Below are 21,987 nucleotides of genomic sequence, written 5' to 3' on the forward strand. Positions count from 1 at the left end.
CGGTTTGATCGACCTGATCGGTTTCCGCAGGTCAGGATCGGTTTGCTGATCGGCCGACGATCGGCCAGTGATCGGCCGGGCTTTGGCCGGGCTTTGGCCCGTGGCCGATCACCGGCCAGTCGTGGTCCGATCGCCGGTCGATCAGTCGCCGGTGGCGGGCGGTTGCGTGTAGTCACGGATCGCGGCCAGGAGGTCGTCCCGGTAGATGCCGCGGGGCCTGCCCTCGATCTCGTCCAGGCGCTCCGTGGACAGCTCGATCCCCTCCCGGCGGAACTCCGCGCCGAGGGTCCTGCCGATCTCCTTTAGGAGCCCGTTCTCATCCTTGTCGTGCCAGCGATCCCAGCGCTTGGGGTCGGCCAGCATGAGGTGCGGGTGGAGCTGGCCGAGGGTCAGCATGTCGGCGTCCTCGGTGACGAAGACGCCGTGCAGGAGGTCGAGGATCTCGGGGAGATCCGGCTCCCGGTCCCCGTCGTCGCCATTCCCGGTGTTCTCCGGGCCGAGGGTCATGGCGCCGACAGCGAGCCGCTCCTGTGTACGGAGAGTTGCGGTCGTGGCGTCAAGGTGGGTGGCCTTGCGCAGGATCGGATCGCGCAGGCCGGGGGCGACGATGTAGTAGCAGCCGGCGTCGGCGGGGTCCCAGTCGCCGGGGCTGGGGGTGAGGCGGTGCGGCATCCAGCCTTCGGAGATCGCGGTGTCGGAGCCGACCACGAGCGGAACGTCGGCCTTACGGGAGGGCAGCATGATCCGGATGCCGAAGACGTCGGCGATGGCGTCGCCGACGACGTCGCTGGTGGCGTCCTGGGACAGCAGGATGACCGTGACCCTCGCCTTGCGGCCGATCCGCCCCAGTTTGATGACCTTCTGCTTCTGCTTCGGGGTCAGCTGCGGGTGCTCGTCCACGAGCACGAACACCGCCGGGGCGTCGTCGGTGACCTGCCAGTTGTCGACGTCGTCGCCCATCCGCTCGGTGCGGATCTCCGCTTCGCGGATCGCCCAGTCCAGGGCCTCGTCGATCCGCTTCTCGTCGTAGGCGCGCATCGCGGCAAGGCGGCGCAGCGGTCCCAGGCCCCGGCCGGTGGGGTCGATGTCGACGACAATGGCGTCGGTGCAGCTGGTGATGTAGTCGGCCATGTTGCGGACGATCTGGGACTTCCCGCCGCCAGGGACCGCGATGATCATGATGTTCTGCCCGGCCAGGGTGACCTGGGTGGGCGTGCCGTCCATGGACGGGCCGAGCGGGCACGGCTTGAGGATGCTGTTCGAGCGCGGCGCGTGGACCGGGTGGGGCGGCATCGGGTCGAACGGGTTGCCGAGCAGGACGCGCAGCACGACGGAGCCGGCGGCGGCCGCCTGGGGCTGGGCCATCACGCCTCCAGCACGCACGCCGAGGGCGACGTCGAGTTCGGGTAGGCGCAGGACGAGGCCGGAGGGCTTGCCCTTGGTGAGGTGGGCGGTGGCCTTCCAGCCCCACTTCTCCCGGGTGACCTCGGTGACAGCGCCGATGGCCAGGCCCTCGCCGAGCAATGCCTGCAGGATGGCCGTGCCGGCTTCCTGCTCGGTGGTGGCCTGGCTGATCGCGAACGGCGCGACACCAGCACGGGCGGCCGCGGCGGCCGGAGCCGGGGCGTCGGTCTTCCCCTTGCCCATGCCCTTGTCCTTCTCATCCTTGGCGGGCCGGCCACTCTCGATCTCGTAGGCGAGCGCCGGGACGTCCGGGAGCTCGCGGCGCCAGCCGGTGATGCGGCCCTTCGCCCAGGCGGTGAGGGTGATGCCGGTGGCGGTGAGTGCCGGGAGGGTAAGGGTGCCGATGGCCAGCTCAAGGCCGCCAATCGCGAGGCCGAGGGCGGCGAGCGCGGCCCAGCGCTTGTTGGCGGTGCGGCGGCGGTGGCTCTCCAGCTCGGCGTCGACAGGTTCGTGGTGGCCGGTGTAGGGCTGGCGCTGGATGTCGCGGGCCCGCTCGCGCCAGGCCGCGGCCTCCTCCCGGAGCGTGGTGGCGGCTGTGCCGCCCTGGCCGCCGGCGGCGGCGCGGCGGGCCTGTTTCTCCAGCTCAGTGGCCTTCTCCTCGAGGCGCTCCACCTCGGTGTCCCGCTTGGCCAGCCAGGTGTTGTAGCGGCGGTTCAGCAGGGCGGCCCGCAGGTGGGCGGGCGTTTCCCGGGACGCGTTCGCCCAGGCCCCGGTCTCGGTCTTGAGTACGGTCAGGCCCTCGCGCAGGGCGGTGTACTCGCGGCGCGCGAGGGCCAGGGAGGCGGTGGCGAGCCGGGCACCGAGGCCGGGGCCGGTCTTGGTCCCGTTGCCGGGCCCGGGGTTCGGGGTGGGCTGGTCGTCGGTGAGGAACTCGCCCTCGGTCTCGAGGTCGATGATGACGGGCTCGGGCGGGTAGGTCGTCATGGTGCTCCTCCGGGGCGCCGTGTGGGTGGAATGGGTCCGGGCGGTTGCGGCCGCCCGCGCACCGCAGGCCGCGCAGGGGCGCGGGGCGGGGCGTGGGCGACCGGTGGCGTCCGGGCCGGGTCAGGCGATGGTGCCGACGAGGGCGGCGCCGGCGGCGTTGACGGCGGGGATCACCGTGGCCATGACCATGCCGCCGAGGGTGGCGGACAGGCCGAGGAGGATCCCGGAGATGATGCCCAGGCGCATCCTCGGCTTGGCCTTCTTCGGGATCGCCTTCCAGGCACCGAGGACCGCGACGGTGAGCAGCAGGAGGACGAGGTTGCCCATGCCGGTCAGCTCCAGCTGGCTGGAGCGGGCGTTGAGGGTGGTCTCGCCGCCGGTGGCGCCCCACATCGTGAGGCTGCCGACGCCGTTGCTGGTCCAGGTGACCAGGCCCGTGACGGCGCCGATCAGGCCGCTGGTGGTGGCGGTGGCGATGCCGCCGTAGAGCATGCCGATGCCGAGCGGCAGGAGGTCCAGGGCGCCCTTCGTCGCGGTGGAGCCGTTCTTGATGCTGGCGATGGCGAACCTGCTGATGTGCCAGGTCGGCAGCGCCATGCCGATGAACAGGCCGCCGATGGTGAGCGTGGTGGTGGGGACGAACACGGTGGTGGCCTCCAGAGAGATGAGGGGAAGAGCGGCCGCTGCGGGCCGCCGGGGGATCAGGACTCGCGGGTCTGCTCGGGGTTGTCGCGCTCCCAGCGCCTGAAGTCGGCGATCGCCGCGGCCAGGAAGGGCACGGCGGCCGCCATCAGGGCGGGCTCGACCCACCAGGGGTGGTCGATCAGGACGACCCGCGCCGCGTGCCGCAGGAGCGGCGTGCACGCCGCGGCGCCGATCGCCGTACCGATGGCCGCGCCCCACAGGACGGGGCGCCGACCGAGACGGCCGTGGCGGGCCAGGTGCGGGGCGAGGTAGCGGAAGAAGGCGCCGTAGGCGGCGCCGGCGGCGGCCCCCACGGGCAGGCGGTAGAGGTGGTCCACGACGTAGGTGGGGAGCACGGTGGTGGTCTCCTGACGGTCAGTGGGTTACTGGAAGGGCAGGGCGGCGATGATCGAGTCGCCCAGGTGGTTCACGGCGGGGATGAGCGTGAGCGCGGCCAGGCCGGAGACGGCGCCGATCACTCCGGCGGCGGAGCCGACCAGGGCGCCGGCGCCGAGCTGGCGGCGAAGTTGGTTGTCGCAGCAGCACCAGGCGAGCGCGGCGACGACCAGAAGCAGGGTGGTGGCGATGCCGCCGGCGGGGGTCATGCCGGAGGGTGCGGTGGCGGGCAGCAGCCAGTCGCTGCCCTTGCCCGAGACCTTGTTGCCGAGCGGGTTGGTGACGCTGGTGACCAGGCGGCGGGCGGCCCAGCCGAGCAGGCCGCCCGCGCACAGGGCGCCGAGCAGGCCGATCAGCAGGCCACCCGCGATGGCGGCCGCCGAGGGCATCTGGCGGCCGCTGCGCCGCCAACGGGCGAGGGTGAACACCAGGACCGCGAACGCGAGAGCCAGGCCACCGAGGGAGAGCTGAGCGGGCGTCACGCTCACACCCCCGTGACGATGAAGCCGTACATGTACAGGCCCGCCGCCGTGACCGCGCTGGAGGCGATCAGGTTGCAGGTCAGCACCCGGACGAGCCAGGAGCGGCCGCGGTGGCGCACTTCCAGCAGCCCGGCGGCGGCCAGAGCGGCCATCATCACGCCGTACTCGTCACCGAAGACGTGAAAGACATTGGCGGTGACCGGCACCAGCAGCAGCCCGGCGACCAGCGCCGAGGCGTTCCACGCCGGGCGCAGGCGGGCGAGGCTGAACCTCGCCGGAACGGCGGCCGCAGGAGCGGCCGGGTAGTAGTGGTGGTGGTAGTGGACCTCGGTCAGCGGCATGTACACGGGGGCCGGGGCCGGAGCGGTCGCCACCCCGCCCCCGGTCCCGCCACCGGGCCTGCGCCACCACTCGCCCAGCTCCGGCAGCCCACCGAAACCCGCGCCCGGCGGGGGCCCGGGAGGCGGAGGCGGCGGCTCGCTGCCGCGCCGGGGAGGCGGCAGGAACCCGTCCGGCATGCAGACGGTCGGCGGCTGCGACGGCGGTGGCGGGGGCGGGGGCGGCGGGGGCGGGGGCGGCGTGGTGCCGCTGTCGCGCTCGCCGGAGAGGACGACACGGCTGGGCTCGATCGGCTGATCAGCCATCGGTTTCCTCCTGCTCGGTCTGCGGAGCGGAGTGGTTCTGGTGGGCCTCGGCGATCAGCACCAGCAGGCTCGTGATCGCGGAGACGGCGAAGAAGCTGAAGAAGAACTGGTCCATGACGACCTCCCGAAAGGGATCTGGGGACGGTGGTGCGGCGGGCACCGGACCGGTCGTGCTGGCCAAAGCGCGGCGGAAGGGTGCGTGGTGGTGAGCCCTGGTGGGCCCGCCGCACCACTCCCGGCGCCGCCCTTACATGGGCATGCCAGGACGGTTCCGAGAGACAGGCGGCGGGAGCCGTGCTGCAGAAAGAGCGAAGAGGGAAGGGGAAGAGAGCTACTTGCCGGAACCGGACCCGGAACCGCCGGCCTTCGCGGCCTCCCGGCGGGCCTGGTCCTCGCGCATCCGGCGCAAGGCCTCGTCGGCCTGGTTGGAGAGGACGACGGCCATCACCGGCGGCCTCCCTTCGGAGTGGCAGGCTTCGGCGGCGCGGGAACCGGCGTACCGCCGCCGGCGTAACTGCGGCAGAGGCAGAGGTGGGCGACCGTCACCGCGCACCCCCGTCCTCGCGGTACGGCCGACCGAAGTTCCGGACGATGTGGTCGCGGGACGGCTTGGGCGAGTTGACCCGGTGGCCGTACTGGTCGGTGCTGGCCTCAGGCAGCGGAACCTGCGTCATCCGGTGGTGGCGCAGCGCCTCGGCCTCGTCGTGGGCGCGCCGCCCCATGGACATCCCGCCGGTGCCGGTCGAGGTCCCGGACGAGTTGGAGGAGCTGTTCGAGCTGGAGGAGCCGAAGCCCAGGAAGGAGCGGATGCCCATCAGGACCGCCCTCCCGCCTGCTGAGCCTGCTGCTGGCGCAGCTGCTCGGCGAGTTGCTGATCGGCGGCGTGCCGCGCCGCGATGGCGGCGTTCTGAGCTTCGATCTGGCGCTGGAGTTCGGCGATGCGCTCGGCGTCGGTCATCGCGGTCACCCCGCCAGCGGGAGGTCGGCGGAGGCCGGCTGCTGGAGCTGGCCGCGGACCTGGGCAGCCACCGCCGCACCCATGCCGCCCTTCAGCATGTGGCGGCGCTGGGCGGAGGTGAGGCCGCCGGAGACGCCCCACTGGGCGGTGGGGCCGTAGGCGAGCTGCTCGGCAAGGCAGGCCTTGCGGCGGGCGAGGGGACAGGCGGCGCAGTGGTTGAGGGCGATCTGCTCGTCGGGGGTGACGGCGAGGGCGGACGCGGACTCGGAGCGCGGGTAGAAGGTCTCGGGGTCGGTGGTCTGGCAGGGCCAGGGGGCCGAGGTGTTGGCGTCGGTGGTGCTGGTGGCGGTGCGGACCGCGCTGTTCGGGCGGGCGGCGAGGTGGAGGACGGCCATCACGCCACCTCCAGCGCGCGGAGCCCGGCGAAGGCAACGCCGGCGGCCGGGCGCAGGGGCCGGGCCGGGGCGGCGTCGATCTGCTCGGCGAGCAGGTCGAGGCCGGCCGAGCGGGCGGAGCGTTGGGCGCGGGGGAGTCCGGCCGGCCACTCGCGGGCGCGGACGGCACGGACCCGGCGGACGGCGCCGTCGAGGAGGACGAGGAGGCCGTCCAGGCCGTAGTAGCCGGCGGGGTAGTGGCCGGCGGCGACGTCGGCCCACACCTCCTGGGTGACGTCCTCGTCGAGCTCGACGGCGGCCGGGCCGATCGCGGCGAGGCGCTCGGCCGCGGCGGCGAGGAGCCGGCAGGAGTAGCGGGCGTAGAGGGTGTGGAGGGTGGTGTCGTCGTGGGGGATGATGGGGTCCACGGTCGTGGTCCTTCCGTTGGAGGGTGGTGTGCGACCGACACGGCCTCGGGGGCGCAATCCCCGAGGCCGTACTCGCTGCTGCCGTACGAGCAGCCACGGCGCCGCCCACCCCCGTCGTGCTCGTGGGGGTGGGCGGCGCCGTGGTGGTTCGTACTACTGGTGGTCAGGCGGCGGGGCTGAGCGTGCGAGGGCGCTCGAAGCCGCGGGGCCGCGCGCGGGAGAACGGCCTGTGCCCGCCGACGATCGCGTCGGTGGCGAATTCGGCGACGTCAATGGTGTCGGCGGCGGTGTCGAGCCGGCCTGCGGCGGTCACCGGCGGCCGGTCGTGGAGGCGGCTCACGAGGAGCACGGCGTTGACGTCCAGCGTGTCCAGGAGCTCGGTGAAGGAGCGGCCGGAGGAGACTGCGAGCTCCACCGCGTGCAACCACAGGTCGCCGCACAGGTCATCGACAGTGTCGCTGGCGATGTCCAGGCCGGCGTCGTCCAGCAGCTCCCGCACAAGGTCGCGCAGGGTGGTGGCGTACCAGGTGTAGGCGTCGGCGAGCTGGCTGGGGGTTCGGGCATCGCGGTCTCCTCAGGGACGGTCTCGCTGGGCGGGGTGCTGTGCGGGCAAGGCGACGGCCGCCGCCCACCCCGTCGTGCTCGGGGTGGGCGGCGGCCGTGGCCGTTCGTGCCGCTTCAGTTCTGGCATCGGGCCGGGCCCGGGCGGTGCGGGTCAGGCGGCCGTCTTGCGGTCCTTCCGGATCGGGTTCAGCGCGAGCACTTTCTCCGAGCTGGGGATCGTCGCGATCGGCCGAGCTCCGACGGGCACCGCCGCGCCCTGGATCGGGGAGCGGGCACCGACCAGCGAGTCCTGCCGGGTGGTGTTGGCCTTGGCGACCGCCTCGTCGACGTCCGCCCACTGCTTGACCCGGCGGGCCGGGGCTGCCTTCGCGCTCTGCTTCTCCGACTTGAGCAGCCGCTTGTGGGCGGCGAGCAGGCTCAGGCCGTCGCGGCACTGCACTTCGTCGGTGCAGGCCGCGCAGGTGGCACGGTGGCGGCTGAGGTTCACGTACACGGTGTCGGCGGTGACCGGGCCGTTCAGTGCCGGGGTGATCGGCGTCTTCACCTTGCGCAGGACCTTGGTCGGCCGGCGGGCGGCGGCGTCGGCGCTGGCCTCGACCCGCTGCTCCTGCCACCGGGCGAGCTGGACGTCGATGACGACCAGGCGGTTGGAGTTGCTGCAGCGGCGGGCACCGGGGGTACCAGCGCGGTCGGTGTGGTGCGGGGCGATCTTCCAGCGCTTGGTGCCCTTGTCCAGGGTCAGCGGGCACCAAGTCGCGCAGGCCGGGCAGGCCAGGACCTCGGCGCGGTGGGTGAGCTGGACCGAGCTGAGCGGGAGCTTCGACACCAGGAGCGCCGGCTGGGAGGAAACGTTCGTGGTGCGGGTCCGGCTCTTGCGCTCCCGGGCGGTGGGGATCGCGGTCGAGGTGGTCATCAGGTGCTCCTCGTCTGTGCGGAGAGAGAGGGGAGGGCCGCATTGCGGTGCTCTCTCCGCTCGCCAGGCCGCACGGGAGATCCCGGCGCCCTGGGGAGCGGACAGCGCATCAGCACTGCTGCGTGGCAGTCGCATGGGTTTGGTGGAGCTACCCGGCACCCGAACTGTGGGCGGCGACTACCTGCGGTTTCGTGCTGCGCAGCACCGCTAGAGGGTGGCAGCCGCGCGTTCTGCTCCGCTGGCGTTGCTAGCGCTGGCCTCGCAGATTCAAGGTAACCATCATTGCTAACCATGTCAACATAGATGTCATGCCTATCTATGCCGGGTGACTGAAGGTACGATGGCACTCATGAGTAGCGACCCGAGGCGACAGCAGGTGCCGTATCAGCAGCTGGTCCAAGCCGTGCTGACACAGATTCGCTGCGGGGAGCTGCGCCCCGGAGACAAACTCCCGAGCACCCAGCAGCTGGCAGCTGAGCACGGCGTTGCTGCCGGCACGGTGCAGCGAGCCCTCGCGGAACTGCGTTCTCGTGGTGCCGTCTACTCCCAGGCCGGGCGGGGCAGTTTCGTAAGCTCGCCGGACGACAAGCCAACCGCGAACCTGACGATGGAGGACCTGGCGCGCGAACTCACCGAGTTGCGTGAGCGCGTCGAACAACTGGAACGAGCCCAGCGGCCCGCCAGTTGACCCATTCACCCGGCTTGCCGGTGACCACCCCCGCAACTGCTCCCCTCCCTTCTCGCGCAGCGTCCTCTTGCTGCTGTCTCAACAAGCATCGGGATCAGGCAGGTTGGACGAGAGGTGCGCTCGTGGCACTGGTGTGGAACCAGCGTGGAACTCAAAGCTGACTGCTCGTTAGGGGGGTGAGACGGTGGTCTCAGTTGAACAGTGGAGCGGGCGGGAGGCCGCGTTGCTCCAGGCCGTGATGCGGGAGTCGATCCGCGGTTTCGCCGAGCGTCTCGGGATCTCGCCCCGCACTGTTACGAAGTGGCGAAAGGAGGGGGCCGCAGTGGTCTGTCGCCCAGAGATGCAGCAGATCCTGGACACGGCCCTCGCTTCATGCACGCCGGACGAACAGGCTGCGTTCCAGCGGCGCATCGGTATGGGAGAACCGGTGGCAGCCACCATCCCGCGACAGCTGGCTACTTCGGCCGGAGGGCCGTTCACCGTCGTCGCGCACCGCTTCCTGCCGGCGTACGTAGGGGCCGCAACCGACACCCTGAACGCAGTGGGACAGCTCCAGCCTGCAGGTGTCGGGGGGCTGGTCAGGCGGGTGCTGGATGTGCAACACCCCAACGCTGGTCTAGCTCGCCTTCATACATTTGATTGCGGCGTCGCTGTCCTGCACCTCGAGGAGTCGGTCGAGTTCGACTCTGTGACAGACCTGGCGGTCTGGCGCTACCACTCCTACGCCGCGGATCGGACCTGGGCGGGCAAGCAACTCCGGGAGCTCCTCGCGCAGCACGGAGGTGACGGTCTGTCGGTGGCACCACCTGAATATGTGCTCTCCGCATACGAGCTGCGCGATCACCATTGGCAGGGCAATGAGCTGGAGACAGCGCTGCAGCTGCTCGCCACGCCCTCGGTACTGGTCGATCGCTCAGACAGTACCCGGGTAGTTCCTCTCGGGCCTGGCATCGAAGCAGCGAAGTTCGGCGAGAAGTGGGCTCATCCGGAGGCGGTCGCCTTTGGGGGCGGTGTTTCGGAGGGCGTCGCGGCATGGTCTGGGGTGGCGTATCACCCCCGACCGGAGGAGCGGGCTCTGACAATGCCCGACATCGTGGGGCTGGAGCTCGATGCCCAGGCGCTGTGGGCTCTGTCCTCGCACATCCTGAAGATGGTCGAGGAGGGCCTGGACCCGGTCATGCCCGAGGCCTTCAGCTGGCGGTGGATGCGGGGTGCACTCACTCGGCTCACCACGGCACGGCCCCTGGAGACAGCGCAGCATCGGGTGATGCGCGAGGCCGTTCTGGCAACCAGCGAGCTCCCCGGGCGACTGCGCGCTGCTCAGGAAGCTCTCCGAGACAGCAACCCGTGAGGAGGAGACTGGTGGATTTGCGTCGGGCAGTGCTCGTGGTTGTTGACGTGCAGGTTGGGTTCATCAACGACCACAGCCGAACGGTGGTGAGTGGCATCGTCGACCTAGTCCAGGCGTGGCAAAACGCTGGCCTTCCGATCGTGGTCGCTCGGTTCCGCAACCCCGCCGGCTCACCCTACGAGGTGATCACCGGCTGGACCCGGCTCCGTTCGGAGGCCGAGTGCGCGCTTGCCCCGGAGCTGGAGCCGCTTGCTGGTGGGGCCACTGCGGTGATCGAGAAGACGGGTTCCAGCATCCTCACCACAGAGTTCGGGCGGATTGCCCGCGAGGCTGGGTGGGCTGACATCATCCTCTGCGGAATCGACACCGACTCCTGCGTCTACGACTCCGCTGTCGCCACCTACCAGGCCGGCTACCGGCCCTGGCTCGTCACCGACGCCTGCGCATCCAGCGGCGGCGCCCAATTTCACGACGCCGCGCTCATGCTCGCCCGCCGCAATATCGGTTCCACACAGCTCATCAGCAGCAGTGACGTCCTGGCTTGGATCCGCAACACCGTGGAGGTGGCATGAGTACCGCACAGCACGACGCCCAGCTCGTGATCGTCGGCGCCGGCCCCGCAGGATGCTCAGCTGCCCTGATGGCCGCGAGCCTCGGGCTGACCAGCGTCATCATTGAGGCGACGGGCTCCGTTGGCGGGAAGCTCGCCTTCATCAAGGCAGCGGAGAACATCCCAGGTGGGTGGCTCACTGGCCCCGATCTGGCACTTGCACTCACCGCCGACTTGGAACGCATCTCATCCAGCTGCCGCCTGATTACCGGCCAGGCCCAGGCTGTGACCAGCTATGACGACCGGGTCGAGGTGCTCCTCGCCGACGGGCGGACGGTGAGTGGCGACACCGCGATCATCGCGACCGGAGTTCATCCGCGCACCGCAAGCGAGGCTGGATGGATCAACCAGAGCGGCAGCGACAGCTACTCGCCGCTGTGGCGTGCACGGCCCATTGACCTCACCGGCCCGGCCGTTGTACTGGGTGCGGATCGCCCACTCGGAACCTGGCTACGTGGCCATCCGGAGTTCGACGGGATACTCGACGTCTTCTATACGGCTGACGACGAGTACAAGATCGATGAGGTCGCCGCCGACTCGCGACTTCGGCTCCACCTCGTCGACTCCGTCGAGTTGGACGGATCAGCCCCGACGGTGGTCACCGCTCATGCGGTAGCCGGAGGACGCCAGCAGCTCACCGTCGACACTGTCCTTTTGAACCTTGGCAGCGCCCCAGGAAGCCTGCCTGGCCTGACACGAGCCCCAGACGGCTACTGCCCACCGGAAGCTCAGCCCCCCCGTATAGGCACTGCCGGCGACCTTCGATCTGCTCGCTATCAGCGGATTGTCACAGCCCAAGGCTCGGGCGCTCAAGCAGTCCTGACGCACTACTACCGCGCCGCCTTGACTCCAATAACACAGGGGACGCATGGATGAGACGGCCAATGAGCCAACCGGCAGTTGCGTCTACGTCATCGCTGGGGTGGCCGGAGGTCCGGTAAAGATCGGCCACACCTCGGATCTGCAGCGCCGACTAGCGGCGCTGCAATGCGGCTCCCCTGTCAGACTCGAAACCCTGGCGACGTTCGTCGGCGGCCAGGAGCTCGAAACAGCGCTTCACCTCCTGCTGACTGACCATCGCATTGAAGGGGAGTGGTTCGACCTCGCCGACAAGAACCCCGTCGAGGTCGTATCCGAACTCGTGAAGCGGATCAGCAAGGGGATGTTGCCTCAGCAGAAGGCTGCTGTCGCCGCCCGCCCGTTCGCGCTCGCTACCTGCTCCTGCGGACATCGGGCCCAGAACCACGGCTACCGCAGCCTCACGATCGGTGGCAATCTGATGACCTGCGGGACGGACCTCCCCTTTTCCACCGAAAACACCGATTGGCCCTGCCGGTGCGCCGGCTACAACGGGCCAGGGGGCGAAGCCGCAGTTCCCCACCGGGGGGTCGCCGACGTTCCGCCTTCGCGCTACTCCGTCTCGGAGCGGCTCGCTGATGGTAGCTGGGGGCCAGCCCGGCCGCTCTACGAAAATCCATCGGGCTTCTGATGGACTGGGCGCAGGCGGTTCTGCCGCTCAATCAGCATCTCTCTCCGTCAGTTCGACACGGAGGGTGGGGACGTGCGTGCAGGGAGCTGTGGGGGAGTAGGCTGGCCCCGGACTTGATCCACGCTACAAATGAATTCGCCGCCCGGACCTTAGGCAAGTCCGAGCGGCGCGAATGGATCGGCGCCCCCTGGCAGGGGCCCTCTCCGTGGTCAGACCTAATGAAGGAGGTCGACATGTTGCAGCGTACCCGTACGCGCCCCGACACACACACGCGGCACCCCGCCGTTGACGCGATCACTCGATGGTCGCTCCGGCGGGGTGCCGTCATGTCTGTACGTGGATACACCTCGCCCCCGAAGGGGGTTTGTGAGATGACGTAGCCGTCGCTGGCGGCTCCCGACCCGTACCACCGGGTCTCCGCCGCCGGCCGCCGCCGGTGTACCACCACCAGCTCGCGGCCCAACTTCACCGCTTCCGAGCTACCAACTCGGTCGCGAAGGCCCGATCTCCGGCTACCAACCGGCCGATCAGGCGGACTTCAGGTTCTGCCGAGAACCAGCGCCCCAAGGGGCGCCCAGCGCCAGAGGCGCCTTTTCCATGCCCACCTTTCAGAAGGAGGCCTTGCCATAATGCAGCAGCCCCGCCCGGGCTGCCAGACCTGTCGTGCTCGTGGTGTCGTCATCGACGCCGCGCGGCCTACTGTTCCTGGCGGTCTTACTGATCGTTCCGCATGCTCCGATTCCGCTTGCTGCCTGGCCACTCAAGGCCTCGCCGGGACCGGGGACGCTGTCGTCACGCCGACTCGCCGTCAGCTTGCCGTGACACAAATCACCCTCCTGGACGAAGCTTCTGCTGCGCACAAGGGAGCCATTCCGCAGCCTTTGATGCGGACGCGCACCAGTGTTGGTCCGCTAATTCCCGCCCAGCGGACCGAGGCGTGCGCGGAGTCCACCTCCGGGTCGTCCCGGGTGGCGTGGGTGCCGGCCGAGCACCAGTTGGTGTCCGGGACGGCGGGCCGGATCGCGCCCGACGGCTACAGCTGGAGGCAGGCCGCGCACTGGGTGCACGGCACCGGCCTCTACGTGCCGACGCACGGCCCGAAGTTCGGGGAGACGACGCTGCGACTGGTGGAGGTGCTGGCGGAGCTGACGCCGTGCCGGCCGACCACTGCCTACCTGATGCGCATGTTGGCGGCGAGCCGGCGGACCGTGCAGTACCACCTGGAGATCCTGCGCAGCACCGGCCTGCTGGCCTGGCGGTCGATCGGCACCCGGCTGCCGATGACGGAGGGCCAGACCCGGGTGGAGAGCAGGGCGTCCGAGTTCGAGCGCCTCATTCCGGTCAGCTACGACCAGGCTCTCGGCATCCGCACCGCGGGCGAGGGCCTGGGGCGGTGGATGACCGGTATCTCGGAGGAGGGCCGGAGCCTGATCGCGCAACTCGGGCAGAAGGCCTCACGGAGGCCCCGCCGCACCCGTCGCACCGTTCGTCACAGCCGTGCCGGACAGTCCGTCAGCATGCCGCGTTGCACCCCAATGGAGGGTGGTACCACTGACTGCCTGAGCTCTTCCTCTGTGGGTGATTCAAAAACTACGGGCACGGCCCGTGAGACGACGTCCAGCACCAAGGGGAAGCGCACTGCGCGGCAGACCGGGGACCGACGCCGGACGGTGCTCGGGCAGGTCGTCACGGCCGCGATGATGGCAGCCGGCGACCAGCTCGCCAAGGTCGCGTACCGGCAGGTGCCGTGGGTACGCCAGGCCAGCCACGATCAGCTGCGATGGGTCCTCAACGACGTAGTAGCACGGGGCTGGGACGAGCAGCGCGCGGTGGCCTGGCTGGGTGAGGTCGCAGGTCAGTACGGGTGCGCCGGCCTGCTGTGGCGCCCCGAGCGGCCCCACTCCCTGATCGCCCACGCCCTGCGCCAGGATGTCGAGCAGGAGCAGCACGACCAGGAGGTTGCGGCCCGGGCCGCTGTCCGGGTCGACGACACCTCGGTGGCCGCGGTTCGCGAGCGCGCCGACGAGTTGGAGTTCCTCGCCGGCCTGTTCGGCGAGGCTGCCGTCGCCAGCGCCGCCCCGGTCAGCGAGCAGGACCGGCAGGAGGCGTACTACCTTCCCGCAGCGGCGGCCGCCCGGATGGAGACCGCCGGTGACCTGGCCTTCGACCTGTACGGCGCCGATATGGTCGCCCGCTATGCCGCCCTGGCCGCCAGCCCGAACGTCCAGCTCGGTGTTACCCGCTGAGCACCCCGCACACATCTCCGTCAGGGGGTTTCGCATGACCAGCACCACCGACCAGACACCCGGCGGCGCCGACCTCGCCCGCACCGCGCTGCGCGCCGCCCGCCGCTCCGCCCGTCTCAACGGCAACGTCTCGGCGAAGAAGCAGATCGCGTCCCGCCAGCAGATCGCCCGTGCCGGCCGGGACGCCCGTGAACCCTCCACCCTGGCCGCCGTCGTACCCGCGATGGCGGCCGCCCAGGGCTGGGCGCTCGGCACCGCCCAGGGCACCATGCGCGACAACTGGGCCCAGCTCGTCGGCCCGGAGCAAGCCGCGCACTGGGCCCCGGCCAGGTTCAACGCCGAAACCCGCACCCTGCGGGTCGCCTGCGACTCCCCGGCCTGGGCCACCAAACTGCGCCTGGAGCAGCGCACCATCCTGGCCAAGCTCAACACCGCCAGGCCCGACACCGTCCGCACCCTCGACATCCGCGTCGGCCAGACCGCACCCGCTCAGACACCCGAGGGCGACCCGGCCACTGCCTCGGTCCAGCGGCAAATGGACCAGGCCCCCGCGCCGGTCGCGCCACCGCTCGCCGACAGCCCCTCCTACCAGCAGCTCCGCCAGCAGATGCGCAAGCAGGCCGCCACCCGCCAGGCCGCCCTCGACGAAACCGCCACCGCCCGAGAGGAAATCCTGCGCCGCCACTACAACAAGCTCCGCGAACCCGAACACGCCCACCGCCCGCCGATCGAGGACGAACAGGCCCTGGCCGAGGCCGCCCGCGCCCGCCAGCTCCGCGAGAGCCACCACGCCGCCCTCGCCGTCGCCCGCAGCCACGCCGTCCCGCTGCGCACCGCCCGCCAGCCGCAGCCGGCCCCCGTGCGAGGTGCCGCGTGACCAGGACCGGGCCACCTCTGCGGGGACGAAGTGGACGGTCTTGGACACGCTGACGTCCAGGTCGACGGTGGGCCACCTCCGCACGGGCGGAGCGGACGACCATCGCAGAATCGTCGATCCGCCGACGACCGGGGCACCTCCGCGCGGGCGGAGCGGACCGAATTCTGCTCGCCGCCTATCGAGAGCGCGACGGGCCACCTCCGCACGGGCGGAGCGGACCCCCGCACCACCACGTTGCACTCCGGCGGTCGTGGGTCGTATCCACGCGGGCGGGGCCAATCAGGAACCCGCGGTCGCTCAGCGCCGCGAGCGCGGGCCACCCCCGCGCGGGCAAGGCCGATCAGCCATCGCTGATCTCGACACGGCTGAACGGCGGGTCACCTCCGCGCGGGCGGAGCGGACTACCGGTCGCAGTGCGCGCCCAGGGCCGCGGTCGGGGCACCTCCGCGCGGGCGGAGCGGACTCCTTGCTCACGGCCAGCGTCCGGCCACAGGCCGGGGCACCTCCGCGCGGGCGGAGCGAACAGCCAGGCCTTCGAAGCGCTGCGCCCCCTGTTGGGGCCACCCCCGCACGGGCGGAGCAGACACCGCCGACACCGAGCGCCTGGCCGCCTCCGCGTGGGCTGTCGGGGGTAGGAGGCGGGGCCGAGCGAGACCGGGCGACCCCCGCGCGGGCGGGGCCGATGGGCAGCCGTCGTGCCGCAGCTCGGTGCCGGCCGGGCCATCTCCGCACGGGCGGGGCCGATCCCCTCCCGGAAGCGGGACCTCCGTGCGGGCGGAGCGGACGAGGAGATGGCCCGCCACGCCGTGGCCGAGCACGGGGCACCTCCGCGAGGGCGGAGCGGTCTACCTGGATCGCTGGGCGGCGGACAACCTGGTCGGGCACCTCCGCGCGGGCAGAGCGGACAACCACGCCGGACCGTGTACGCCGGGGATCCACGGGGCACCTCCGCGCGGGCGAAGCGGACCCCTTCTGGTCGTAGACCACGACCAGCGGCGTCGGGGCACCTCCGCGCGGGCGGAGCGGACCCCTCCGTGACCTGCGACGCAGCACGGGCTTTGCCGTTTCTTGACCTGGAGCCGGATCGTCGAGAAGGCTGTTGTGATGTCAAGGAGCGTGTCCATCCTGGCAGGTATTGCGACACCAGTGCCGTCAAGGTGCCTCGCCCGGCCGCGGGAAGCGGCGAACCCCGGGCCCCCGGAGCGGAGCAGCAGCGGCCTCACCCAGGGCGACCACGGCTCCGCCGACACCGGAAGGCCTCCGCGCGGGTGGCGCGGACCTCGCGCGAGGGCGAGCTGATACCGAGGAAGTCCGGGCCACCTCCGCGCGGGCGGAGCGGACCTTGCCCGCAATAACCACAGGACACCTGACCACGGGGAACCTCCGCGCGGGCGGAGCGGACTCCGACGACGACCCCAACGGGCGGGTGATCGCCGGGGAACCTCCGCGCGGCCGGAGCGGACGTCGAGGGTGCACAGCAGCGCGACCTCGTCGCCGGGGAACCTCCGCGCGGGCGGAGCGGACATCAGCGAGCGGGTGATGATCTCGCCGAGCGTCGGGGAACCTCCGCGCGGGCGGAGCGGACACACTGTGCCGGGCTGCCCAGCGGCGCTGTTCCGGGTCACCTCCGTGCAGACGGAGCAGACGGCCTCAAAGCGGCTACCAGGCGACCGAGGACGGGTCACCTTCGCGCAGGCGGAGCCGACTCGTCGATCTACTCGGCCCGCTTGCCGTCCGGGGGGCCGTCCCCACCCGGACAGGGCCGATCCTTCGGGGCGACTGCGGCAGCGGTCCGGTGCGGGGTCACCCCCACGCGGGCGGAGCTGATCCGGCGCTCGTCGGCGATTTCGGACCGCCGCTGGGGTCACCCCCCGCGCGGGCGGAGCGGACGCCCAGTTGACCTGCTCGGCGAGCTTGAGCAGCGGGGCACCTCCGCGCGGGCGGAGCGGATCATGGCGCGGGTGGCGGAGGTGGACGAGATCCGGGGAACCTCCGCGCGGGCGGAGTGGACGACCATCGCAGAATCGTCGATCCGCCGACGACCGGGGCACCTCCGCGCGGGCGGAGCGGACGCGAGGGCGAGGGTGGTGTACGCCTGCGAGCGCGGGGCACCTCCGCGCGGGCGGAGCGGACGGGATCGGCGTCAGGCTGCACTTCCTGGTCGGCGGGGAACCTCCGCGCGGGCGGAGCGGACGGCGGCTGGCCGTTCTCGTAGTTACTGATCGACGGGCCACCTCCGCACGGGCGGAGCAGACTCGTACTCCACGCACCCCACCAGCAGCGACAGCGGGCCACCTCCGCACTGGCGGAACGGACTGCGGTTGTCTCTGCGGTTGCTCCTGAGGTTTCGGGCCACCTCCGCCGGGCGGAGCGGACTCCGACTGCTCGTCCATCGTCCTGGACAGCTGCGGGTCGCCTCCGCGCGGGCGGGGCCGATGACGGCGCCCTCCTGCACCTCGCCACCGCACAGGGGTCACCCCGCACGGGCGGAGCGGGCGGTGTGGGCTCAATCGTCATCGCGGGGATTGGCAGGCCACCTCCGCGCGGCGGAGCGGACGAGCTGACTGGGGACCTCGACCAGCTCGCGCGCGGGCCACCTCCGCGCGGGCGGGGCTGATCCGACCTGTGACAACCTGGCCCAAAACGGCCTCAGGTCACCCCTGCGCGGGCGGGGCTGATTCGGCGGCGAGGGTGGTGCGCGCCCACCAGAGGGGATCACCCCCGCGTGGGCGGGGCTGATAAGCCCGTGATCGTCATCTGCTTCGCCATCGGGGGGCCACCCCCGGCGCGGGCGGGGCTGATGGGACAAGCCTCGTCGTCTAGAACGGACGTCCTCTCGGCGAGCTTGGCGGTGACAGTCGGCGGGCCACCTCCGCATGGGCGGAGCGGACGCGAGGTTGGCGTCGCAGCGGGCGGCGCCCTCCGGGGCACCTCCGCGCGGGCGGGGCTGATGTTCCCGGCGGCAGGTCACCGGTGGGGATGAGGGGGGTCACCCCCGCGTAGGCGGGGCTGATCGGCTGCTCCTGGCGGCGCTGTACCACCCCGAGGGGTCACCCCCGCGCGGGCGGGGCGGACTTCGGGCAGTTCCCCGAGGCCAACCTCTCCAACGGGCCACCTCCGCGCGGGCGGAGCGGACAGTGCGATGGCGGCCGCTCGCTCGGGCAGCCCCGGGCCACCTCCGCGCGGGCGGAGCGGACGAGGCCGAGCTGACCCTGGACCTCCGCAAGCACGGGCCACCTCCGCGCGGGCGGAGCGGACTTCTTCAGCCCTATCTCCAGCAATCGGCCGTACGGGCCACCTCCGCGCGGGCGGAGCGGACCCTTCGTGACCTGCGAAGCAGCACGGGCTTTGCTGTTTTTTGACCTGGAGCCGGATCGTCGAGAAGGCTGTTGTGATGTCAAGGAGCGTGTCCATCCTGGCAGGTACTGCGACACCAGGGCCGTCAAGGTGCCTCGCCCGGCCCCGGGGAGCGGCGAACCCCGGGCCACCGCCACCCCTGGGCGAAGCAGCAGCCTCACCAGGACCACCACCACGGCTCCGCCCGCACCGGAAGGCCTCCGCGCGGGCAGAGCGGACTTCGCCCACCGCTCGGCGATCGCATCGACCGCCGGTCACCTCCGCACGGGCGGAACAGACGTCGGGCACGCGCAGTCGGTCGCCGGCCATCGCGGGCCACCTCCGCACGAGCCCCTGGGCTGGGCCCCGGTCTACGGCGACGGGTCACCTCCGCACGGGCGGGGCTGATTACGACAGCGCCGTCGATGCCAACCACTCCGGCGGGTCACCCCCGCGCGGGCGGGGCTGATGCGGATCTGGGCCGCGGGGTTGCCGCTGCCGCGGGGTCACCCCCGCGCAGGCGGAGCGGACGCGATGGTGCCGTTGGTCTCGAACTCGACCCGCGGGGCACCCCCGCACGGGCGGAGCGGACCCGCCGGAGGGTGCGTCAGCGGGCCTCACAGACGGGTCACCTCCGCGCGGGCGCAGCGGACCCCCAGCCGGACTACATCACGTCGCCCCGGGACGAGCCGCCTCCGCGCTGGCGGAGCGGACGCAGGCCCCGGCCGAGCCGATCGCCTCGGTCGCGGGTCACCTCCGCGCTGGCGGAGCGGACGCTCAAGCTGCCCTCGGGCCGCGTCGTCTGACCGGGTCACCTCCGCGCTGGGGGTGCGGACCAACCCGGTGGTGGGGGGCGGGGCGCCGACTGCGGGTCACCTCCGCGCTGGCGGAGCGGACGCCAAGCAGATCACGAAATCGGAGCCCTGCGTCGGGTCACCTCTGCATGGACGGAGCGGACCCGGGGTCCTTGTCGGCCTTGACCTGGATATCCGAGTCACCTCCGCATTGGCGGAGCGGACAGGTAACGCGACCGCCAGGTGAACTGGGTCGTCGGGGCACCTCCGCACGGGCGGGGCTGATGGCTCGTACACCAGCGACATCGACCGGCGCGCGGGGTCACCCCCGCGCGGGCGGGGCCGACAGCCAGGCCCGCGCCTGGGTCAGGGCGCCCAGCGGGTCACCCCCGCGCGGGCGGGGCCGACGCCGCGGACGCCGACACCCCGCCGGCGGAGTGGGGGTCACCCCCGCGCGGGCGGGGCCGACGACCCGCCGCCGGGACGCCGGTACGTGAACGTCGGGTCACCCCCGCGCGGGCGGGGCCGACTGTGAGACTGCGGGCGACGAGATTCCGCAGCAGGGGTCACCCCCGCGCGGGCGGGGCCGACACCATAGCCCTCCGTAAACGGCCCGTCAAAGAAGGGGTCACCCCCGCGCGGGCGGGGCCGACGCTTTCTGACCTGCGACGTTATCCCACACCATGCGCTGGCTCATTCAGTCCGCACGGCGAAACGGACCTCCTCCTCGCCTGCGGCACAGCACCCATGGTGAAGACATGGCCGTCGTGGTTGTTTGTGGTGTCAAGGAACGCATCTGCATCGTGCCACGGGCCGCGGACAGCGACCTGCTACTCGCCGCCCACAGAGCCACCGCACGGGCGGAACGGACCCCCGCACCGCTTCGGCCTCGCCAACCTCCTCGACAGGCCACCTCCGCGGGGACGGAGCGGACATCTCCTCGGCGATGGCGGGGCGAATGTCGACCTGGTCACCCTGCCCGCCGTCCTGCGACAGGCCGGACACGAGCCCAGCCCCGCCCAGGTGCTGGACCTCTACCTCGACGCCACCGCCGCGCAGGGCGCCAACTGGACGGCCCGCTCGTTGAAGAACGCCCTGCGCGCGTACGCGGCGGCCACCGGGCTGGAGAGCCTGCACGGCCTGGACCGGTGAACGCCGAAGGCCCGGTGCCCCGCTGAACCCTGGTGGTCAGAGGGGCACCGGGCCTTCGACGCGTTCTACGGGCCCTCGATGCCGACGATGGTGCCGAACGGGTCGCGCAGCTTGGCGATGCGCCGGCCCGGCTCGATGGTCAGCGGGCCGCGGTGGTGCTCGCAGCCGGCCGCCAGCAGCCGCTCCCGGACCCGGTCGACGTCGTCCACGCCCCAGTACACGACCGGACTGCCGCCCCGGGGGTTGCGCTCATCGTCCGCCGGGTGGAAGCCGACCTCGACCCCGCCGACCTCCACCCAGGCGTAGACCACCCCGGTGTCGCTGACGTCGAGCTTCACAGGGACGTCCAGGAGCTCACCCCACCACCGGGCCGATGCCTCGGGGTCTGCGGCGAAGGTCATCACGGTACGTACAGTATTGAACACGGGCCCGCCTCCAGAGAGTTCTGATTCCTGCGCTCCGCACGGGGGCGGGAGCGTGACGTCCAGGTGTCATACCGCCTGTAGCCCACCGATTTTCGCAACGGCTTGACGTCACGCTGCAAGCCGGGCCCGGCGGGCCGCCTCCGCCGGGGCGGAGCAGACCACTGTCGTCCCCAGCGGCGCCGACCGGGCGGCGGGCCACCTCCGCGCGGGCGGGGCCGACATCACCGCAAGGCCGATGACGCCCATCGCACTTGGGTCACCCCCGCGCGGGCGGGGCCGACCGGAACCAAGGTCGTAGACCTCGGACAGGCCCTGGGTCACCCCCGCGCGGGCGGGGCCGACCGGAACCAAGGTCGTAGACCTCGGACAGGCCCTGGGTCACCCCCGCGCGGGCGGGGCCGACCGGCGCCGTCCGGCCGCCGGGAGCCGCCCACCGGGGGCCACCCCCGCGCGGGCGGGGATGATACTTCCTGACAACCGCCTCCGCGCGGGCGGAGCGGACTTCACGCCGCTGCCGTGGCAGGGCGTGCGGATCGGGCCACCTCCGCACGGGCGGAGCGGACGAAATCATCGTGATAAACCAGCCGATGAAGACCGGGCCACCTCCGCGCGGGCGGAGCGGACGTCCACGGTCCCCCTCCTACGGCGTGATCTTCGGGGCACCTCCGCGCGGGCGGGGCCGACACGTTGGCCGGCCCGTCCTCGTTGAACGCCACGGGGTCACCCCCCGCGCGGGCGGGGCCGACCACCACATGAAGGCCGGTCAGGAGTCGAACTACGGGTCACCCCCGCGCGGGCGGGCCGACGCCCGGGCCGACCTTGACCGCGAGCACACCGAGGGGTCACCCCCGCGCGGGCGGGGCCGACCTCGCTGGCCGCTGGTACCGGTACGACGCCTCGGGGTCACCCCCGCGCGGGCGGGGCCGACGAGATCTCCGGCCCGATCTGGGCCGAGTACGAGGGGTCACCCCCGCGCGGGCGGGGCCGACGGCGCCACCGCGGCCCTCCTGACCATCGCCGTGGGGTCACCCCCGCGCGGGCGGGGCCGACTAGGAGCTGTTGAAGGTTCGGATCTTGGTTGGGCTCGGTTGTGGGCTGGGTGTCTCTGGTAGAACTCGGGGTTGTGGCGCGTTTTGACGTGACGGATGCCGAGTGGGCCTTGATCGAACCGCATGTGCCGGTGGCTGC

21 protein-coding genes and 1 CRISPR repeat array are annotated in these 21,987 nt (G+C 71.8%); of the genes, 8 read left to right on the forward strand and 13 right to left on the reverse strand.

Features of this window, described 5'->3' with window-relative positions; genetic code table 11:
- Positions 1–141 precede the first annotated feature (141 nt).
- From ACPC54_RS38315 to ACPC54_RS38370, 12 genes are all read right to left on the reverse strand, one after another.
- On the reverse strand, positions 142–2,388 hold the full coding sequence (locus ACPC54_RS38315; RefSeq protein WP_498971701.1) for a P-loop NTPase family protein: 2,247 nt from the start codon (positions 2,386–2,388) through the stop codon (positions 142–144).
- 120 nt (positions 2,389–2,508) lie between these two features.
- Positions 2,509–3,033: a hypothetical protein gene (locus ACPC54_RS38320; RefSeq protein WP_498971703.1), complete on the reverse strand. Its 525-nt coding sequence runs from the start codon at positions 3,031–3,033 to the stop codon at positions 2,509–2,511.
- 56 nt (positions 3,034–3,089) lie between these two features.
- Positions 3,090–3,428, reverse strand: coding sequence for a hypothetical protein (locus ACPC54_RS38325; protein ID WP_498971705.1), 339 nt, complete (start codon positions 3,426–3,428; stop codon positions 3,090–3,092).
- 27 nt (positions 3,429–3,455) lie between these two features.
- Positions 3,456–3,950, reverse strand: coding sequence for a hypothetical protein (locus ACPC54_RS38330; RefSeq protein ID WP_498971707.1), 495 nt, complete (start codon positions 3,948–3,950; stop codon positions 3,456–3,458).
- Between the two features lie 2 nt (positions 3,951–3,952).
- Positions 3,953–4,594 (reverse strand): hypothetical protein, encoded by a 642-nt coding sequence (locus tag ACPC54_RS38335; RefSeq protein WP_498971709.1) that lies wholly within the window; start codon positions 4,592–4,594, stop codon positions 3,953–3,955.
- A complete protein-coding gene (locus ACPC54_RS38340; protein WP_498971711.1) occupies positions 4,587–4,709 on the reverse strand; it encodes a hypothetical protein in 123 nt (40 codons plus the stop codon). The genes ACPC54_RS38335 and ACPC54_RS38340 overlap by 8 nt, the downstream gene beginning before the upstream one ends.
- A gap of 427 nt (positions 4,710–5,136) precedes the next feature.
- Complete coding sequence (locus ACPC54_RS38345) at positions 5,137–5,409, reverse strand: hypothetical protein (protein WP_498971713.1); 273 nt, start codon at positions 5,407–5,409, stop codon at positions 5,137–5,139.
- Positions 5,409–5,552 (reverse strand): hypothetical protein, encoded by a 144-nt coding sequence (locus ACPC54_RS38350; RefSeq protein ID WP_498971715.1) that lies wholly within the window; start codon positions 5,550–5,552, stop codon positions 5,409–5,411. The genes ACPC54_RS38345 and ACPC54_RS38350 overlap by 1 nt, the downstream gene beginning before the upstream one ends.
- A 5-nt stretch (positions 5,553–5,557) precedes the next feature.
- Positions 5,558–5,947 (reverse strand): WhiB family transcriptional regulator, encoded by a 390-nt coding sequence (locus tag ACPC54_RS38355; RefSeq protein WP_498971717.1) that lies wholly within the window; start codon positions 5,945–5,947, stop codon positions 5,558–5,560.
- Positions 5,947–6,354, reverse strand: a complete 408-nt coding sequence (locus ACPC54_RS38360) for a hypothetical protein (RefSeq protein ID WP_498971719.1) — start codon at positions 6,352–6,354, stop codon at positions 5,947–5,949. Before ACPC54_RS38360 ends, ACPC54_RS38355 begins: the two co-directional genes overlap by 1 nt.
- A gap of 163 nt (positions 6,355–6,517) precedes the next feature.
- Positions 6,518–6,853 carry a hypothetical protein gene (locus tag ACPC54_RS38365; protein ID WP_498971720.1) on the reverse strand — a complete coding sequence of 112 codons (336 nt, stop codon included), beginning with the start codon at positions 6,851–6,853 and terminating at the stop codon, positions 6,518–6,520.
- A 216-nt stretch (positions 6,854–7,069) separates the two neighbouring features.
- On the reverse strand, positions 7,070–7,831 hold the full coding sequence (locus tag ACPC54_RS38370) for a hypothetical protein (protein WP_498971722.1): 762 nt from the start codon (positions 7,829–7,831) through the stop codon (positions 7,070–7,072).
- A gap of 349 nt (positions 7,832–8,180) precedes the next feature.
- On the opposite strand from ACPC54_RS38370, the gene ACPC54_RS38375 reads away from it, so the two are divergent.
- The 8 genes from ACPC54_RS38375 to ACPC54_RS38410 all read left to right on the forward strand — a co-directional run bounded on the left by ACPC54_RS38375 (position 8,181) and on the right by ACPC54_RS38410 (position 20,374).
- Positions 8,181–8,519 (forward strand): GntR family transcriptional regulator, encoded by a 339-nt coding sequence (locus ACPC54_RS38375; RefSeq protein ID WP_498971724.1) that lies wholly within the window; start codon positions 8,181–8,183, stop codon positions 8,517–8,519.
- 340 nt (positions 8,520–8,859) lie between these two features.
- Positions 8,860–9,870 carry a helix-turn-helix domain-containing protein gene (locus tag ACPC54_RS38380; RefSeq protein WP_498971726.1) on the forward strand — a complete coding sequence of 337 codons (1,011 nt, stop codon included), beginning with the start codon at positions 8,860–8,862 and terminating at the stop codon, positions 9,868–9,870.
- A gap of 11 nt (positions 9,871–9,881) precedes the next feature.
- A complete protein-coding gene (locus tag ACPC54_RS38385) occupies positions 9,882–10,442 on the forward strand; it encodes a cysteine hydrolase family protein (RefSeq protein ID WP_498971728.1) in 561 nt (186 codons plus the stop codon).
- Positions 10,439–11,356 carry an NAD(P)/FAD-dependent oxidoreductase gene (locus ACPC54_RS38390; RefSeq protein WP_498971730.1) on the forward strand — a complete coding sequence of 306 codons (918 nt, stop codon included), beginning with the start codon at positions 10,439–10,441 and terminating at the stop codon, positions 11,354–11,356. The genes ACPC54_RS38385 and ACPC54_RS38390 overlap by 4 nt, the downstream gene beginning before the upstream one ends.
- Positions 11,349–11,969, forward strand: a complete 621-nt coding sequence (locus ACPC54_RS38395) for a GIY-YIG nuclease family protein (protein ID WP_498971732.1) — start codon at positions 11,349–11,351, stop codon at positions 11,967–11,969. The genes ACPC54_RS38390 and ACPC54_RS38395 overlap by 8 nt, the downstream gene beginning before the upstream one ends.
- Before the next feature lie 977 nt (positions 11,970–12,946).
- Entirely contained in the window at positions 12,947–14,215 is a 1,269-nt protein-coding gene (locus tag ACPC54_RS38400; RefSeq protein WP_498971734.1) for a hypothetical protein, read from the forward strand.
- 34 nt (positions 14,216–14,249) lie between these two features.
- Positions 14,250–15,092 (forward strand): DciA family protein, encoded by an 843-nt coding sequence (locus ACPC54_RS38405; RefSeq protein ID WP_498971736.1) that lies wholly within the window; start codon positions 14,250–14,252, stop codon positions 15,090–15,092.
- 4,388 nt (positions 15,093–19,480) lie between these two features.
- A CRISPR array of direct repeats spans positions 19,481–19,875; the repeat unit is 28 nt; unit sequence GGGTCACCCCCGCGCGGGCGGGGCCGAC.
- A gap of 370 nt (positions 19,876–20,245) precedes the next feature.
- Positions 20,246–20,374, forward strand: a complete 129-nt coding sequence (locus tag ACPC54_RS38410; protein WP_498971738.1) for a hypothetical protein — start codon at positions 20,246–20,248, stop codon at positions 20,372–20,374.
- A 65-nt stretch (positions 20,375–20,439) separates the two neighbouring features.
- Here ACPC54_RS38410 and ACPC54_RS38415 read toward each other — a convergent pair whose 3' ends face one another.
- A complete protein-coding gene (locus ACPC54_RS38415) occupies positions 20,440–20,775 on the reverse strand; it encodes a VOC family protein (protein ID WP_498971740.1) in 336 nt (111 codons plus the stop codon).
- Positions 20,776–21,987: the final 1,212 nt, after the last annotated feature.

Origin of the sequence: Kitasatospora sp. NPDC094028 (genome assembly GCF_049543595.1) — a bacterium.
Taxonomy (GTDB): domain Bacteria; phylum Actinomycetota; class Actinomycetes; order Streptomycetales; family Streptomycetaceae; genus Kitasatospora.

Coding starts and splice junctions, on each gene's coding strand:
- ACPC54_RS38315 (WP_498971701.1), bottom strand. CDS start 2,388: ATGACGACCTACCCGCCCGAGCCCGTCATCATCGACCTCGAGACCGAG.
- ACPC54_RS38370 (WP_498971722.1), bottom strand. CDS start 7,831: ATGACCACCTCGACCGCGATCCCCACCGCCCGGGAGCGCAAGAGCCGG.
- ACPC54_RS38350 (WP_498971715.1), bottom strand. CDS start 5,552: ATGACCGACGCCGAGCGCATCGCCGAACTCCAGCGCCAGATCGAAGCT.
- ACPC54_RS38340 (WP_498971711.1), bottom strand. CDS start 4,709: ATGGACCAGTTCTTCTTCAGCTTCTTCGCCGTCTCCGCGATCACGAGC.
- ACPC54_RS38355 (WP_498971717.1), bottom strand. CDS start 5,947: ATGGCCGTCCTCCACCTCGCCGCCCGCCCGAACAGCGCGGTCCGCACC.
- ACPC54_RS38375 (WP_498971724.1), top strand. CDS start 8,181: ATGAGTAGCGACCCGAGGCGACAGCAGGTGCCGTATCAGCAGCTGGTC.
- ACPC54_RS38345 (WP_498971713.1), bottom strand. CDS start 5,409: ATGGGCATCCGCTCCTTCCTGGGCTTCGGCTCCTCCAGCTCGAACAGC.
- ACPC54_RS38395 (WP_498971732.1), top strand. CDS start 11,349: ATGGATGAGACGGCCAATGAGCCAACCGGCAGTTGCGTCTACGTCATC.
- ACPC54_RS38390 (WP_498971730.1), top strand. CDS start 10,439: ATGAGTACCGCACAGCACGACGCCCAGCTCGTGATCGTCGGCGCCGGC.
- ACPC54_RS38380 (WP_498971726.1), top strand. CDS start 8,860: ATGCAGCAGATCCTGGACACGGCCCTCGCTTCATGCACGCCGGACGAA.
- ACPC54_RS38335 (WP_498971709.1), bottom strand. CDS start 4,594: ATGGCTGATCAGCCGATCGAGCCCAGCCGTGTCGTCCTCTCCGGCGAG.
- ACPC54_RS38415 (WP_498971740.1), bottom strand. CDS start 20,775: ATGACCTTCGCCGCAGACCCCGAGGCATCGGCCCGGTGGTGGGGTGAG.
- ACPC54_RS38405 (WP_498971736.1), top strand. CDS start 14,250: ATGACCAGCACCACCGACCAGACACCCGGCGGCGCCGACCTCGCCCGC.